The sequence below is a fragment of the Salinisphaera sp. PC39 genome (genome assembly GCF_040361335.1).
GTDB lineage: Bacteria > Pseudomonadota > Gammaproteobacteria > Nevskiales > Salinisphaeraceae > APNM01.
Genome location: NZ_APNM01000021.1, coordinates 38163 through 53796 on the forward strand (window position 1 = coordinate 38163; position 15634 = coordinate 53796).

The 15634-nt window shown below is 66.3% G+C and carries 12 protein-coding genes; 5 read left to right on the forward strand and 7 right to left on the reverse strand.

Annotation, left to right across the window (positions count from 1 at the left end):
• Nucleotides 1-6: 6 nt before the first annotated feature.
• From gyrB to dnaA, 4 genes are all read right to left on the reverse strand, one after another.
• Entirely contained in the window at nucleotides 7-2424 is a 2418-nt protein-coding gene (gyrB, locus tag PC39_RS15700; protein WP_353254360.1) for a DNA topoisomerase (ATP-hydrolyzing) subunit B, read from the reverse strand.
• 89 nt (nucleotides 2425-2513) lie between these two features.
• Complete coding sequence (recF, locus tag PC39_RS15705) at nucleotides 2514-3590, reverse strand: DNA replication/repair protein RecF (protein WP_353254361.1); 1077 nt, start codon at nucleotides 3588-3590, stop codon at nucleotides 2514-2516.
• 26 nt (nucleotides 3591-3616) lie between these two features.
• Complete coding sequence (gene dnaN, locus PC39_RS15710) at nucleotides 3617-4717, reverse strand: DNA polymerase III subunit beta (RefSeq protein WP_353254362.1); 1101 nt, start codon at nucleotides 4715-4717, stop codon at nucleotides 3617-3619.
• 282 nt (nucleotides 4718-4999) lie between these two features.
• Entirely contained in the window at nucleotides 5000-6298 is a 1299-nt protein-coding gene (dnaA, locus tag PC39_RS15715) for a chromosomal replication initiator protein DnaA (RefSeq protein WP_353254363.1), read from the reverse strand.
• Between the two features lie 208 nt (nucleotides 6299-6506).
• Here dnaA and rpmH point away from each other — a divergent pair, with 208 nt between their 5' ends.
• From rpmH to mnmE, 4 genes are read left to right on the forward strand one after another with little or no spacing between them, the layout of a single operon-like run.
• Nucleotides 6507-6641, forward strand: coding sequence for a 50S ribosomal protein L34 (gene rpmH / locus PC39_RS15720; protein ID WP_353254364.1), 135 nt, complete (start codon nucleotides 6507-6509; stop codon nucleotides 6639-6641).
• Between the two features lie 23 nt (nucleotides 6642-6664).
• Nucleotides 6665-7030 carry a ribonuclease P protein component gene (gene rnpA / locus PC39_RS15725; RefSeq protein WP_353254365.1) on the forward strand — a complete coding sequence of 122 codons (366 nt, stop codon included), beginning with the start codon at nucleotides 6665-6667 and terminating at the stop codon, nucleotides 7028-7030.
• A gap of 21 nt (nucleotides 7031-7051) precedes the next feature.
• A complete protein-coding gene (yidC, locus tag PC39_RS15730; protein WP_353254366.1) occupies nucleotides 7052-8794 on the forward strand; it encodes a membrane protein insertase YidC in 1743 nt (580 codons plus the stop codon).
• Between the two features lie 22 nt (nucleotides 8795-8816).
• A complete protein-coding gene (gene mnmE / locus PC39_RS15735; protein WP_353254367.1) occupies nucleotides 8817-10157 on the forward strand; it encodes a tRNA uridine-5-carboxymethylaminomethyl(34) synthesis GTPase MnmE in 1341 nt (446 codons plus the stop codon).
• Nucleotides 10158-10173: 16 nt separating this feature from the next.
• Here the strand turns inward: mnmE and PC39_RS15740 are convergent, their stop codons facing one another.
• Genes PC39_RS15740 through PC39_RS15750 form a run of 3 tightly spaced genes read right to left on the reverse strand, consistent with a single transcriptional unit; the run spans nucleotide 10174 to nucleotide 12535 of the window.
• On the reverse strand, nucleotides 10174-10959 hold the full coding sequence (locus PC39_RS15740) for a glutaminyl-peptide cyclotransferase (RefSeq protein WP_353254368.1): 786 nt from the start codon (nucleotides 10957-10959) through the stop codon (nucleotides 10174-10176).
• Complete coding sequence (locus tag PC39_RS15745; protein ID WP_353254369.1) at nucleotides 10944-11618, reverse strand: gamma-glutamyl-gamma-aminobutyrate hydrolase family protein; 675 nt, start codon at nucleotides 11616-11618, stop codon at nucleotides 10944-10946. The genes PC39_RS15740 and PC39_RS15745 overlap by 16 nt, the downstream gene beginning before the upstream one ends.
• Nucleotides 11615-12535: an amidoligase family protein gene (locus PC39_RS15750; protein WP_353254370.1), complete on the reverse strand. Its 921-nt coding sequence runs from the start codon at nucleotides 12533-12535 to the stop codon at nucleotides 11615-11617. Before PC39_RS15750 ends, PC39_RS15745 begins: the two co-directional genes overlap by 4 nt.
• Before the next feature lie 240 nt (nucleotides 12536-12775).
• On the opposite strand from PC39_RS15750, the gene aceE reads away from it, so the two are divergent.
• Complete coding sequence (gene aceE, locus PC39_RS15755; protein ID WP_353254371.1) at nucleotides 12776-15466, forward strand: pyruvate dehydrogenase (acetyl-transferring), homodimeric type; 2691 nt, start codon at nucleotides 12776-12778, stop codon at nucleotides 15464-15466.
• Nucleotides 15467-15634 lie beyond the last annotated feature (168 nt).

Here is a 15634-nt window from a genome sequence, read left to right on the forward strand (position 1 = left end):
TGGTTATTAAACGTCCAGATTGGACACCTGGAGCGCATTCCTCTCGATGAATTCGCGGCGCGGCTCGACATGGTCGCCCATCAGCGTGGTGAATATCTGATCCGCGGCCACCGCATCATCGATCTTGACCTGCATCAGACGCCGGCTATCCGGGTCCATGGTGGTTTCCCAGAGCTGCTCCGGGTTCATTTCCCCCAGACCCTTGTAGCGCTGGATGTGCTGGCCGCGCTTGGCCTCCTCCAACAGCCATTCATAGGCCTGCTCGAAGCTCTCCACGGGCTGGGTACGCTCGCCGCGCTTGATCTCCGCCCCGTCGCCGAACAATTCGAGCAATTCCTGGCCGAGCCCGGCCATGCGCTGATATTCGCGGCCGTTGAAGAAATCCTCGTGCCAAACGAATATATGCGGGATACCATGGCTGCGGCGGGTCACCTGGAGATGCATCGGATGCTCCCCGTCGGCCGGGTTGATCTGCACCTCGTACTGATGACGGTTGTCCCCGAGGGCGTCGAGGCGCGCCTGTAGCTGACTCGCCCAATCCCGCATGCCTTCGGCGTCGGCGAAACGCTCGGGGGTGACCTGCGGCAGATAGCTCATCTGACGCAAGCTGGTCTCGTCGTAACGCCGTGCGAGTCGGTGGATATCGGCCAGCATCGCCGAATAGTCGCGCGCCAGCCGCTCCAGGGCCTCGGCGCTGATCGGCGGTGCGTCGGCGTCCACCCGCAGTTCGGCCTTGTCGAGGGCGATACGCAGCAGGTAGTCGTTGAGTTCACGGTCGTCCTTGACGTAGTACTCCTGCTTCCCGCTCTTGACCTTGTAAAGCGGCGGCTGGGCGATATAGACGTTGCCGGCCTCGATCAAGGGGAACATCTGGCGGTAGAAAAACGTGAGAAGCAGCGTACGGATGTGGGAGCCGTCCACGTCCGCGTCGGTCATGATAATGATCCGGTGGTAGCGCAGCTTCTCCGGGTCGAACTCGTCGCGCCCGATGCCGCAGCCGAGCGCGGTGATCAGCGTTCCCACCTCGACCGACGACAGCATCTTGTCGAAACGCGCCTTCTCCACGTTCAGGATCTTGCCCTTCAACGGCAGGATCGCCTGGTAATGGCGATCCCGGCCCTGCTTCGCGGAACCGCCGGCGGAGTCGCCCTCCACCAGGAACAGCTCCGACTTGGCCGGATCCTTCTCCTGGCAGTCGGCCAGCTTGCCGGGGAGCCCGGCGATATCCAGCGCCCCCTTGCGGCGTGTCATCTCGCGGGCGCGACGGGCGGCGTCCCGGGCGCGGGCGGCATCCACCACCTTCGCCGCGATCACGCGCGATTCGCGCGGGTGCTCCAGCAGGAACTCGGACAGTTTCTCGCTGGTGACCGATTCCACCACGCCCTTGACCTCGGAGGACACCAGCTTGTCCTTGGTCTGCGAGGAGAACTTAGGGTCCGGCACCTTGACCGAGACCACCGCGGTCAACCCTTCGCGCGCATCGTCACCCGACGGACTGACCTTTTCCTTCTTGGCCAGACCCTCGCTTTCGATATAGCCGTTGATGGTGCGGGTCAGCGCGGCCCGGAAGCCCGCCAGGTGCGTGCCGCCGTCGCGCTGGGGAATGTTGTTGGTATAGCAGAACACGGACTCCTGATAGGAGTCGTTCCACTGCATCGCGACCTCGACCACGATGCCTTCACGCTCGAACGAGAAGTAGCAGACGGATTCGTGGAGAGGGGTCTTGTTCTCATTGAGGTGCTCGACGAAGGCGCGGATACCGCCCTCGTACTCGAACACAACGTCGCGTTCGCTCGCCTCTTCGGTCAGGCGGATGCGCACACCGGAATTCAGGAAGGACAGCTCGCGCAATCGCTTGGCGAGCGTGTCGTAATTGAATTCGATGTTGCTGAAGGTTTCCGGACTCGGGTGGAAGTGGATATGCGTGCCGCTCACCCCGGTTTCGCCGACAACCTCCAGCGGCCCGAGGGGTTCGCCCATGCTGTAGCGTTGGCTGTAAACCTTGCCGTCGCGGTGGATGGTCAATTCGAGCTTGTCGGACAACGCATTGACCACGGAGACGCCCACGCCGTGCAGGCCGCCCGACACCTTGTACGAGTTGTCGTCGAACTTGCCGCCGGCATGCAGCATGGTCATGATCACCTCGGCCGCCGACTTGCCCTCTTCTTCGTGCATGTCGACCGGAATCCCGCGACCGTCGTCCGAGACGGTGACGCTCTGGTCCGAGTGGATCGTGACCTGGATTTCCTGACAGTGACCGGCCAGCGCCTCGTCGATGGCGTTGTCGACGACCTCGAACACCATGTGGTGCAGGCCGGTGCCGTCGTCGGTATCGCCGATGTACATACCCGGCCGTTTGCGCACGGCCTCGAGGCCCTTCAGGACCTTGATGCTCTTGGAATCGTAGCCCTTGGAATCCGCCATGAAGCTTGCCCGTCGCGGAGGAAGGAGAGCCGGCTGGCGCCGTGGTGGCGTGCCGGATTTATAAAAGGGAAATTATAGCACGAGCGTGTTCACGCCCCGCGTCGCACCCGACCATGTTCCACGTGGAACATCGCGCACTCGCCCGTCCCCTCCGGCACCAGGGCCTCATCCAGAAACGTCAGGAAGCATTGCCCCCGCAGCCGCCCGATGGCCCGCATGACCGCCGCACGGTAAGTACCCCCCAGCTCGGCGGCCAGATCGTCGATCAACAACACCGGCCGAATGCCGCGGCGACGATCGAGCAACGCCGCCTGGGCAAGCAGCAGCGCGGCCGTCAGAACCTTCTGCTGACCGCGCGAAACCCAATCCCGGGCCGTCATGCTGGCGACCCGCACCCGCAGATCCGCTCGATGCGGGCCGTGCTGGGTAAAACCCATCCTGCGGTCCCGTTCCAGGCTGTGCAGAAGCGCCGAGCCGTAATCCTCGTCCAGCGGCCATCCCGGATGATAATCGAGCACCACCTCGCCCTCGCCCAGGATCTCGCCGACCATCTCGGGCAATACCCGTTCGAGTGCATGCAGGTAACTCCGGCGGCAGGCATCCACATCCTTCGCCGCGTGCACGAGCTCGCTGTCCCAGACAATCACGTCGGTCTTGGGCAATCCGCGACGAAGGGCGCCGTTGCGCTGCCGCAGGGCACGACGATATCGCCGCCAGGCCGGAAAGAAGCCATGTTCCACGTGGAACACTCCCCAATCGAGATAGCGTCGCCGGTGCCGTGGCCCCTCTTCGAGGAGACGATGAATGTTCGGGTCGATGACCTGTACCGGCAAGGCACTGACCAGATCGAGGAGCGGGACATCCTCGCGCCCGTCCAGACGGAGACGGGTATTGCCGGGTTTGCGCTCGATGCCGATGCGCAGCGGCCGGCGATCCTCGGACACCACCTCCGCATTCAGATTGAATGCGTCCGCGCCACGTCGTATCAGCCGGTTCGGCGGGGTTTGACGAAAGGAACGGGCCCGTCCCAGGAAGTAGATCGCTTCGAGCAAACTCGTCTTGCCCGAGGCATTCTCGCCGATGATGAGGTTCAGCCCCGATGCCGGATCGATCCGGCATCGCTCCCAGCAACGGAAGTTCCGGATATCGACCCGGCGCAGGTACATGCGTCGCGGCGGGCGGCCTTTCCCGCCTAGAGACGCATCGGCATGACGACGTACTGACTGCTCTCGTCGCCCTTCTCGCGCAACAGGCCGCTGCTGTCCGGGCCGGTCAGCTCGAGGGTGAACTGATCAGCCTCCATCACGGAAAGCGCATCCACCAGGTAGTTCACGTTGAAGCCGATCTCGATCGGCGCATCCCCGTACTCCACTTCGATCTCGTCCTCGGCCTCTTCCTGATCCGGATTCTGGGCCTGGAGTCGCAGGCGGTTTTCGTCCAGAGAGAGACGCACGCCCTTGAACTTCTCGTTGGAGAGGATGGCGGTCCGGGTCAGGGCCTGACGCACGGCTTCCCGGTCGCCGGTCAGGAGCTTGTCCCCGGCGTCCGGGATCACCCGTTGGTAATCCGGGAAGCGACCGTCGATAAGCTTGCTGGTGAACCGTATATCCGGCAGGTGTACCTGGATGTGGTTATCCGACAGGGTCAGGCGGACCTCGTCGTCGCTGGCAGCCAGCATCCGTTGCAGCTCGACGATCGCCTTGCGCGGCACGATCACCTGCCGCGTCTCGGACAGACCGGTTTCGCACTCGACATCCGCCAGTGCCAGACGATGGCCGTCGGTGGCCACGGCACGGACCCCGTTGCTGCCGATCACCAGGAGCAGACCGTTCAGGTAATAACGGACATCCTGGTGCGCCATGGCGAATTGCGTTCGTTCCAGCAAACGCTTGAGCGCATTCTGCGGCAGGGCCACGCTGTCGCCGGCCGTGATCTCGTCCAGGAACGGGAACTCCGTCGCCGGCAACGACGACAACACGAAGCGGCTGCGTCCGGAGGCGATGCGGACACGTTGCTCGCGAACCTCCAGCTCGATATCCGCCGATTCCGGCAGACCGCGGCAGATATCCAGGAGCTTTCGCGCCGGCACCGTGATCGCCCCCGGCTGCTGAACCTGGACGGCCACGTGCGTCACCAGCTCCAGCTCGAGGTCCGTGGCCGTGATCGATAGGGTGTCGTTCTCCGCCTTGAGCAGCAGATTCGACAGGATGGGCATGGTCTGCCGGCGCTCGACCACGCCGATAACGGCCTGGAGGGCGCCGAGCAGGTCGTTGCGCTGCGTCTGCAGTTTCATTCTGATCCCCTTGTCACACGCTCCGTCCGCGATCCCTTACGATAAACCTATAAGAATAAAAGACAGTCGTAGTCGTAACAGGCCGCTGCGTTTTCTGGTGAAAAGACACTAAATCCCTTTAAAAACAAGGCATTGGGATAACAACAACCCTGTTGTCGAATCCTGTAGGGGCGGTCGGTATCCTGTGGATTACATGTGGGCCGATAGCCGGCGGCGCAATCCGCGCCGAGTTGTAACCGGCCTGAACACCGTTTGTCCACAGGTTGTTCTCCGGGGTTCCGCTCATCGCGTCAGCGTCCGGAACAGGTTGGTGTAATCCTCGTCGATGCGGGCGTCCGTCTCGCGCAGCGACTTCACCTTGCGGCAGGCATGCAGGACCGTCGTGTGGTCGCGGCCGCCGAAGGCCTCGCCGATCTCCGGCAGGCTGTGGTTGGTCAACTCCTTGGCCAGGGCCATGGCCACTTGGCGCGGGCGTGCCACCGACCGGGTCCGCTTCTTGGCGTTCAGGTCGTTGAGCCTGATCTTGTAATACTCGGCGACCGTCTTCTGGATGTTCTCCAGGGTCACGAGCCGATCGTAGACGGCGAGCATGTCCTGCAACGCCTGTTTGGCGAAATCGATGGTGATCGGCGCGCCCGAGAACTTGGCGGTCGCGGTCAGCCGGTGCAGGGCGGACTCCAGGTCACGGACATTGGAGCGCACCCGCTTGGCGACGAAGAAGGCCACTTCCTGCGGCAGCATCACCTCGTGCTGCTCCGCCTTGGAGAGCAGGATCGCCACGCGCGTTTCCAGTTCGGGCGGTTCCACCGCCACCGACAGGCCCCAGGCGAACCGGGACTTGAGGCGATCCTCCAGGCCCTCGACCTCCTTGGGGAATCGGTCGCAGGTCAGGATGATCCGCTGCTTGCTTTCCAGCAGGGCGTTGAACGTGTGGAAGAACTCCTCCTGGGACCGATCCTTGCCCGCGAAGAACTGGATATCATCGATCAGCAGGGCGTCCACCGAGCGATAGTGGCCCTTGAAGTCGTCCATCCGGTTGTGGCGGATGGCCGTGATCAGCTCGTTGACGAAATGCTCCGAGCGCACGTAGACGACCTTGGCGCGGGGATTGCCGTCGAGCAGCCGGTTGCCGATGCCGTGCATCAGGTGGGTTTTGCCGAGGCCCACGCCGCCGTAGATCAGCAGCGGGTTGTAGGCCAGGTTCTCGGTACTCGCCGCCTGTTCGGCCGCGGCCCGCGCGATCTGGTTGGACTTGCCCTCGACGAAGGTTTCGAAGGTATAGCGCGGGTCCAGGTTGCTGCGGTAGCCGCCGAGCCGGCGGCCTTCCTCGCGGCGGGGCTGTCCGCCGCCGCCGACGGTGACCCGGACCTGCGCGGCACTGCCGATTTCTCCGAGGGTACTCTCGATCAGCGGGCGGAACTGCTGGTCGACCTGGTCGCGCACGACCTCGTTCGGTGCGAACAGATCCAGGCCGCGCTCGGTGACTACCGCCTGGAGAGGACGCAGCCAGAGATTGACGTCCTTCTCCGCCAGTCGCCCCTCCAGTTGGGACAGGCATTCCTGCCACAACGCATCCGCCAAGGCATGACCTCCGCCGCGTGGAAAATCCGGTGCTTCACCCCGTGTTCGGCGACGCCATTGCGGCATCGCCATGCGACACTACAACAGTTGCGGCGAGTTATCCACAACCGTCCCTCATTAGTTGCAAAGCGGCAAGGCAGCCGGCTAAAATCCGCGCCCTTCCAATTACCGAGGTCGGCGGAGCCCGCCTGACGGCGCCGGAAACGCGATGAAGAGAACTTTTCAACCGAGCAACCTGCGACGCAAGCGGACCCACGGCTTTCGCGCCCGCATGTCCACCAAGGGCGGCCGTGGCGTTGTCGCCAGCCGCCGCGCCAAGGGGCGCAAGCGGCTCACGCCATAAGGCGGGGCCTGCACGGGCCCCACGTGCGGCGTGACGGAGCGGGATTCCCGGGAACCGCGCGGCTGCGCCGCGCCGCGGATTTCCACCGTGTGTTCGCGCAGGGCCGCCGCCGCGCCGACGGCTGCTTCGTGGTAATCGCCGCCGCCAACGGCGGTACCATGCCACGTCTCGGCCTCGCGATCGCCAAGCGGCGGCTGGGCCGGGCCGTCGACCGCAATCGCATCAAGCGCATCGTGCGCGAGAGTTTTCGCCATCATGCCGCCGAATTGCCGGCGGTCGACATTGTCGTGCTGGCCCGCTCCGGGCTCGCGGAACGCGACAATGCGCGCTTGTTCGACAGTCTCGCCGGGCACTGGCGGCGACTGGCCACCGATGCCACCAGAGGGTAGCCCCGGTTATGGATCGCGACCATGGATAACGTCCGCTTCGCCCTGCTCTGCGCACTGGGTGTCATCGGCTTCTTCCTCTGGCAGGCCTGGCAGGCGGATTACGCCGAGCCGGCCCCGCGGGAGCAGGTTGCGGAGCGCGGCGAGCTGGCATCCGCCGCCGCCGACGATGTCCCCAGTATCGATGCCGCGCCCGGCGAAGGTAGCGGCGAAGACACGCAAGCGCAGGACGATACCCGTCCCGAGATGGGGCCGGCCACAGACGGCGATACCCTGCCCGGCGGCGAGCGCATCCGCGTCGTCACCGACAAGTTCGTGGCCGAGATCGATACCCGCGGCGGCGATCTGCGCCGCCTCGAATTGCGTGGCGTGCCGGTATCACAGGATCGGCCCGACAACGACCTGCGGTTGCTCAACGACCGCATACCCAACTTCTTCATCGCCCAGAACGGGCTGATCGGGGCCGAGCATGCGGCCCCCAATCACAACGACGATTTCGAGAGCGCCCGCGACGAGTACCGGCTCGCCGAGGGCGAAGAGCGGCTCGAGGTCCCGCTGACCTGGACCGACGATGCCGGCCGCCGCGTGACCAAGACCTACGTGTTCACGCGCGGCAGCTACGAGATCGGTCTGCGTCACGAGGTCACCAACGGCTCGGATTCGGACTGGACCGTCAGCCCGTATGCCCGTCTCTGGCGCACGCCTTACGAGCACAGTGAGGACGCGCCGTTCGCCCAGAGCTTCATGGGCGTGGCCTGGTACCAGGCCAAGCAGGACGAGAAGGGCGAATACCGTTTCGAGAAGCTCGATTTCGGCGACGTGGCCGAGCAGCCGCTGAAGGCCCAGCAGACCGGCGGCTGGATCGCGATGATGCAGCACTATTTCCTGGGTGCCCTGGTGCCGGCCCCGGATACCACGGTCAGCTATTTCGCCCGTCCCAAGAACATCCCGGGGTCGCGGCTGTCGGGCTACGAGAGCGGCTATGTCGGCGGCCGTACCCGCATCGCCGCCGGCGAGACCGCGGTCCTGGAATCCGACCTGTTCCTGGGGCCCAAGCTGCGCGACCAACTCGACGCCGCCGCCCGGGGTCTGCCGCTGACCGTCGACTACGGCCTGTTGACCGTGATCGCCGAGCCCCTGTTCTGGGTCCTGGACGCGCTGCACTCGCTGGTCGGCAACTGGGGCTGGGCGATCGTGCTGCTCACGGTCCTGATCAAGCTCGCGTTCTACAAGCTCTCCGAAACGCAGTTCCGCGCGATGGCGCGCATGCGCAAGTTCGCGCCGCGCATCCAGCAGCTCAAGGAACAGTACGGCGACGACCGCCAGAAGCTGCAGTCCAAGATGATGGATCTGTACAAGAAGGAGGGCTTCAATCCCCTGGGCGGCTGCTGGCCGCTGCTGGTCCAGATGCCGGTATTCATCGCCCTGTACTGGGTGCTGCGGGAGTCGGTGGAACTGCGCCACGCCGACTTCATGCTCTGGATCAACGACCTGTCGAGCCCGGACCCCTTCTACATCCTGCCGGTGGCCTTCGGCATCACCATGTTCGCGCAGCAGAAGCTGTCGTCGTCGAGCATGACCATGGACCCGATGCAGCAGCGCATGATGCAGATCATGCCGGTCGCGCTGGCGGTCTTCTTCGCCTTCTTCCCGGCGGGTCTGGTGCTGTACTGGTTCACCAACAACCTGTTGTCGATCGCCCAGCAGTGGTACATCTACCGCAAGCTCGACAACGAAGGCCTGAGCCACAAGTCGGCTTCGAGCTGACCCGCCTTCGGCCCTTTCGGCAGTGACCGGACAGGTCGACACCATCGCCGCCATCGCCACGCCGCCCGGTCGCGGCGGCATCGGCGTGGTCCGGATCTCCGGGCCCGGCGCGGCCGGAATCGCGACCGCGATCGTCGGCGCCCCACCCGCGCCCCGCACGGCGGGGCTCCGGACCTTCCGCGACAGTGCCGGCAATCCCATCGATCGCGGCATCGTCCTGTTTTTCCCCGGTCCGCACTCGTATACCGGCGAGGACGTTCTGGAGTTGCAGGGACATGGCGGTCCGGCGGTGCTGGACGCGGTCCTGCAGGCGGCGCTCGCCGCCGGCGCGCGCCCGGCCCGGCCCGGCGAATTCACCGAGCGCGCGTTTCTCAATGACCGTCTGGATTTGGCCCAGGCCGAGGCGGTGGCGGACCTGATCGAGGCGGACACCGACGCGGCGGCATCCGCGGCGCTGCGGTCCCTGGAAGGCGCATTCTCGGCGCGGGTCCACGCCCTGGCCGATTCGCTCACCGAACTGCGGGTCTATGTCGAGGCCGCCATCGATTTCTCCGACGAGGACATCGATTTCCTGAGCGAGGGCGGCGTCCTGGAACGGTTGGACGGGGTACGCGAAGCCCTGTCGGCACTGCGTCGCGAGGCCGGCCGCGGTGCCGCGCTGCGCGAGGGTCTGCGCGTGGCGATAGCGGGCGCGCCCAACGTGGGAAAATCCAGTTTGCTCAACCGCCTGGCCGGTCGCGATACCGCCATCGTCACCGCCATCGCCGGTACCACCCGCGACGTGCTTCGCGAGGCGATCAGCCTCGACGGCCTGCCCCTGCACGTGGCCGATACCGCCGGTCTCAGGGAGACCGGCGATCCCGTGGAAGTGGAGGGGGTGCGTCGGGCGCGCGCGGAGATCACGGACGCCGATCGCATCCTGCTCGTCGTGGACGACCGGATCGGGCCGACGGCCGAGGACCGGCGCCTGCTAAACGACCTGGCGGCGGAACGGGTGATCCTGATCCGGAACAAGTGCGATCTCAGCGGGGCGTCGCCGGGGCGCGACGACAGCGGCGATCTGCGCTTGTCCGCCACCACGGGCGCCGGATTCGAGACCCTGGTGGAACGGCTCAAGGACTGCGCCGGCTATCGTTCGGCCGAGGCCGGCGGTTTCAGCGCCAGGCGGCGTCATCTGGACGCGCTGGATCGTGCCGGCGCGGCACTCGACTCCGGGCGTGAGCGGCTCGTGGCGGAGCAGGCGGGCGAATTGCTGGCGGAAGAGCTGCGTCTGGCCCAGGAGGCACTGGGAACGATCACGGGAACAGTGAGCAGCGACGACCTGCTGGGCGAGATATTCGCCTCCTTCTGCATCGGCAAGTGACCCCGTCGCGTCCAGGTCAGTCGCTGCTTGCCGCACGCAAACGAATCTCGAACAGCCGCGGCCACCACTTCCCGGTGAGGAACAGGCGGTCGGTCTCCGGGTCGTGGGCGATACCGTTGAGCACGTCCACGCGATAGCCGGCGGGCAGCGCCGAACGCAGTCTGCGGGCATCGATAATGCCGATGACCCGGCCGTCGTCCGGATCGATGCGCGCGATCAGGTCCGTGGTCCAGACGTTGGCCCAGATCTCGCCGTCTATGTATTCCAGTTCGTTGAGCCGGGGCACCGGCTGTCCGCGGTGGGTCACGGCGAGGGTCCCGATGCGGCTGTAGTCGTCCGGGTCGAGAAAGCGCAGCACGTCGCTGCCGTCGCTCATGATCAGGCGCTCGCCGTCGTACGCCAGGCCCCAGCCTTCGCCCTCGTACTCGAACGTGGCGATGCGTTCGAGGTTCGCACGGTCATAGACGAAGCCTTGCCCCGCCTTCCAGGTGAGCTGGATCAGGCGCTCGCCGACCAGGGCCAGGCCCTCCGCGAAATAATCGTCGGCGAGACGGCGCTCGGCCAGGACCTCGCCGGTTTCCGGGTCCACCCGGCGCAGCGCGGATTCGCCATAGCGCCCGACGCTCTCGTAGAACACGCCGTCGGCGAACAGCAGGCCCTGGGTGAAAGCGCGCGGATCGTGCGGATGGGCCGCGGCGATCTCGGCCACGTGGCGCGGCGCCGCGGCGGCGGTTGCCGCCAGCAGGCAGGCCGTGACCAGGCACGCTGCGCGTGCCGCCACCCGCTTCAGGCCGCCGCGCATGCCGTCACCAGGGCGGCGAACAGTCGTGTCTGCTCGTGCCGCAGCAGCAGGTATTCCGGATGCCATTGCACCCCCATGACGGGACCGCCGTCGGTGGCCTCGATCGCCTGGACGATGTTGTCGCGGTCGCGCGCGACCGCCCGCAAACCGCGGCCGAGACCGCGCACCGCCTGCCGATGCAGGCTGTTCACCCGGATGCGGCGCGTGCCCAGGATCGCCGCCAACCGGCTGCCACGCCGGATCGCGACCGGCCGCCGGGCGCGCAATGTCGCCCGGTAGGGCGGATGACGGCGGCGCGTGCGGATATCCGCGTGCAAGGTGCCGCCATGCACCACGTTCAGGAGTTGGGCGCCGCGGCAGATGCCCAGGATCGGCAGGCCGCGTGCCAGTGCCGCGTCCAGTACGCGCAACTCGAAGGCGTCGCGCGCCGGGTCCAGTCGCCGCGCGGGATTCTGCGGGGCCTGATACAGGGCCGGACTGATGTCGTCGCCGCCGCCGATGATCACGGCATCGAGCGGCGCCGGCGGCGTCGGCCGTGTCGCGGTCAGGCGCACCGGCCGCCCTCCGGCGCGCCGTATCGCATGGGCCGCGCACCACCAGCCCGGGCTCCAGACGCCGGCCGGTCCGGTGATCCCCACCAGCGGCCGGTCCCGACTCACGTCCACGCCTCCGCCGCGCTCGCCCAGTCCCCGAGCAGACCGCCCAGGGCACCGTCGAGGTGCTCGCGGTAGGCGGCACAGGCCCGGTCCAGTCGTTCGCGGTCCGCGGCCAGCCGCTCCACCGCGAGCCAGTAGCCCCAGGGCTCGGCCAGGCGCCAGTCCGGGCGCTCGATCTCGCAGTTCGGCAGACGATAGTGCAGCGTCGGCCGGGCCGAGACGAGCTCGTCGTCCACCGCCGCGGCGACCCGTTCCGGCGCCAGGTGGGCGCACAGCGGCAGCAGGTCCAGGGCCCGGTTGCGGGAGGGGTTGTACGCCAGGTAGTCGTCCACCAGACCCTCGATGTCCGGGGCGTAGTCGGGCCGGATCAACCGTGCCACGTAATCCCGCGGCCAGGGCTGGATGTAGGGAAAGATGCGCCGGGAAAGGTCGACGTTCGACTCCCGGCGCAGCCAGTCGAACAGCACCGCATAGGCGCGCAGGTAGGCGAGCACGGTGGCCGCGTCCAGGGCCGGCAGCTCGGGGTTCAGGTGCAGGCCGAAGGCGTAGATCGGCGATTCCGCGGTGCCCTTGGCGCCGGCCTCGCGCAGGCCCGCGATCAACGGCTCCAGCTCGCCGAGCCGGGACACCGGCACCGGCGGCGACACGATCTCGAAGGGCACCACCCGCTTGGCCACCGCCGCCAGCATGTCCTCGGACAGGCGTTCGAGCTCGCCGGGGGCGTCGTCGCCGTCGTCACCGCGCCGGCCCAGGCGCTTCAGATAGGCGTAGTCCAGTTCGATGCGGAACTCGCCCAGGGCGGTGTTGCGTACCGACTGCTCGTAGGGCGTGTGCGGATGGATCTCGCCGCCCAGACTGCGGCGCACGATCTCGCCGATGCGCTCGATCCCCAGGCCGGTGAACTCCAGCTCGACACCCACGCAGCGTTCCCCGCCCGCATGGCCGCGGACGGCGGGCGGCAACAGCAGCCGCGGCGCCGAGCGACGGCGACGCCGTTGATGTAGCCATGAGCGGATCATGCCGGGAAGCATGCCAGGGTGGGATTGGTCCGGCCACTGCCCGCCGGACCACACTTTAGGGTATTTCTCTTGCGGCGACCGTACCGGTACTATCCGATGCGGCATATACCGGGCCGCGTGGTCCGCAAACAGAGGTGTTCCATGAGCCAGTCGGAGGAGGCACGGCTAGCCCCTGCCCGGAACGGTGACGTCGATGCCGAGGAGACTCGGGAGTGGCTTGACGCGCTGGAAGCGGTACTCGAGCACGAGGGACCGGAGCGGGCCCATTTCCTGCTCGAGGCGCTGATCGAGAAATCCCGTCGCTCGGGCGCCTATATTCCTTTCTCGCCGTATACGGCCTACGTCAACACCATCCCGTCGGAGGCCGAGGCGCGTTCGCCCGGCGATCCCGCCATCGAGTGGCGCATCCGATCGATCATCCGCTGGAACGCCATGGCCATGGTGGTCCAGGCCAATCGCCACCACGAGGGGGTCGGCGGGCACATCGCCAGCTTCGCGTCGGCGGCGACGCTGTACGATGTCGGCTTCAACCACTTCTTCCATGCCCCGAGCGAGGATCACGACGGCGACCTGGTCTATATCCAGGGCCACTCCGCGCCGGGTATCTACGCCCGCTCCTACCTGGAGGGGCGTCTCGACGAAAAGCAGCTCTACAACTTCCGCGCCGAGGTGGGCGGCAAGGGCCTGTCGTCCTATCCGCACGCCTGGCTGATGCCGGATTACTGGCAGTTCGCCACCGTGTCCATGGGCATCGGCCCGATCTCCGCCATCTACCAGGCGCGTTTCATGCGCTATCTGGAGAACCGCGGCGTGCGTCCCACAGACGGCCGTAAGGTCTGGTGCTTCTGCGGCGACGGCGAGATGGACGAGCCGGAATCGCTGGGCGCGATCGACGTCGCCTCGCGCGAGAAACTGGATAACCTCGTCTTCGTGGTCAACTGCAACCTGCAGCGCCTGGACGGACCCGTGCGGGGCGACTCCAAGATCATCCAGGAACTCGAGGGCGCCTTCCGCGGCGCCGGCTGGAACGTGATCAAGGTGATCTGGGGCGCGCTCTGGGACGGCCTGCTCGCCCAGGACCACGACGGCCTGCTGGTCAAGCGCATGAACGAATGCGTGGACGGCGAGTACCAGGCGTTCAAGGCCAAGGGCGGGGCCTACACGCGCAAGCATTTCTTCGGCAAGTATCCCGAGCTGGAGCGGATGGTGGCCTCGCTCTCGGACGAGGACATCTCGCGCCTGAACCGCGGCGGCCACGATCCGCACAAGATCTATGCCGCCTACCACCGCGCCGTGAACCTCAACAACGGCCGTCCGACCGTGATCCTGGCCAAGACCGTCAAGGGCTACGGCATGGGCGAGGCCGGCGAGGGCCAGAACATCACCCATCAGCAGAAGAAGATGGGCGAGGAGGCGCTCAAGGAATTCCGCGACCGTTTCGAGATCCCGGTGGACGACGACAAGATCGGCGAGGCGCCGTTCTACAAGCCGCCGGAGGACTCCGAGGAGATCCAGTACCTCAAGGCCCGCCGCGAGGAGCTGGGCGGCTACCTGCCGAAGCGCCGCCAGGACTGGGAGAGCCTGACGATCCCGGAACTCAAGGCCTTTGACCGGCTGCTGGCGGACTCCGGCGACCGCGAGTACTCGACCACCATGGCCTTCGTGCGCATCCTGCAGATGCTGACGCGGGACAAGAACATCGGCGAGCGCGTCGTGCCGATCGTGCCCGACGAGGCCCGCACCTTCGGCATGGAGGGCCTGTTCCGGTCGTTGGGCATCTACTCGCCCGTGGGCCAGCTCTTCGAGCCCGAGGACTCGGACCAACTCGCCTACTACAAGGAGGCGATCAACGGCCAGATCCTGGAGGAAGGCATCACCGAGGCCGGCTCCATGTCCTCGTTCATCGCCGCCGGCACGTCCTACTACAACCACGGGGTCGCCATGATCCCGTTCTACAGCTTCTACTCGATGTTCGGCCACCAACGGGTGGGCGACCTCTGCTGGGCCGCCGGCGACATGCGTACCCGCGGCTTCCTCATGGCCGGCACCGCCGGGCGCACCACCCTCAACGGCGAGGGCCTGCAGCACCAGGACGGACACAGCCTGCTGCTGATGCACACCATCCCCAACTGCCGGGCCTACGACCCCACCTTCGCCTACGAACTGGCGGTGATCGTGCAGGACGGCCTGCGGCGCATGTACGCCGAGCACGAGGATGTCTACTACTACATCACCATGATGAACGAGAACTACGCCCACCCGGCGATGCCGGAGGGCGCGGCCGAGGGCATCGTCCGCGGCATGTACCGGTTCTCGGAAGGCGACGGCCGGCTCAAGAAGCGGGTGCAGTTGCTCGGCTCGGGCACCATCCTGCGCGAGTCGATCGCGGCGGTGGACCTGCTGGCCGAGGACTGGAAGGTGGCCGCCGACGTCTGGAGCGTGCCCAGTTTCGGCGAGCTGCGCCGCGACGGTCTTTCGGCCGAACGCTGGAACACCCTGCACCCGGAGGCCGAGCCGCGGGTGTCCTACGTCGCGCAGTGCCTGGGCGACGCGCAGGGCCCGGTGATCGCCGCCACCGACTACATGCGGGCCTACGCCGACCTGATCCGGGCCTTCGTGCCGGCGCCCTACTACACCCTGGGCACCGACGGCTTCGGCCGCTCCGACACCCGCGAGAGCCTGCGCGACTTCTTCGAGGTCGACCGCTACTGGATCACGGTCGCGGCCCTCAAGGCCCTGGCCGACGCCGGCGAGATCAAGCCGAAGACGGTTTCCGAGGCGATCGAGAAATACGGCATCGATCCGGAGAAGCCGGAGCCGCTGTATGTTTGATTTGATTGATCAACCACAGAGACACAGGGCACACAGAGTGAATCGTATTAGTGCTCTGTGCCCTCTGTGCCTCTGTGGTTAGAAAATAAGGCGATCTTATGACGACTGAGATCAAGGTACCGGACATAGGCGACTTCGACGCGGTCGAGGTGATCGAGGTGCTGGTGT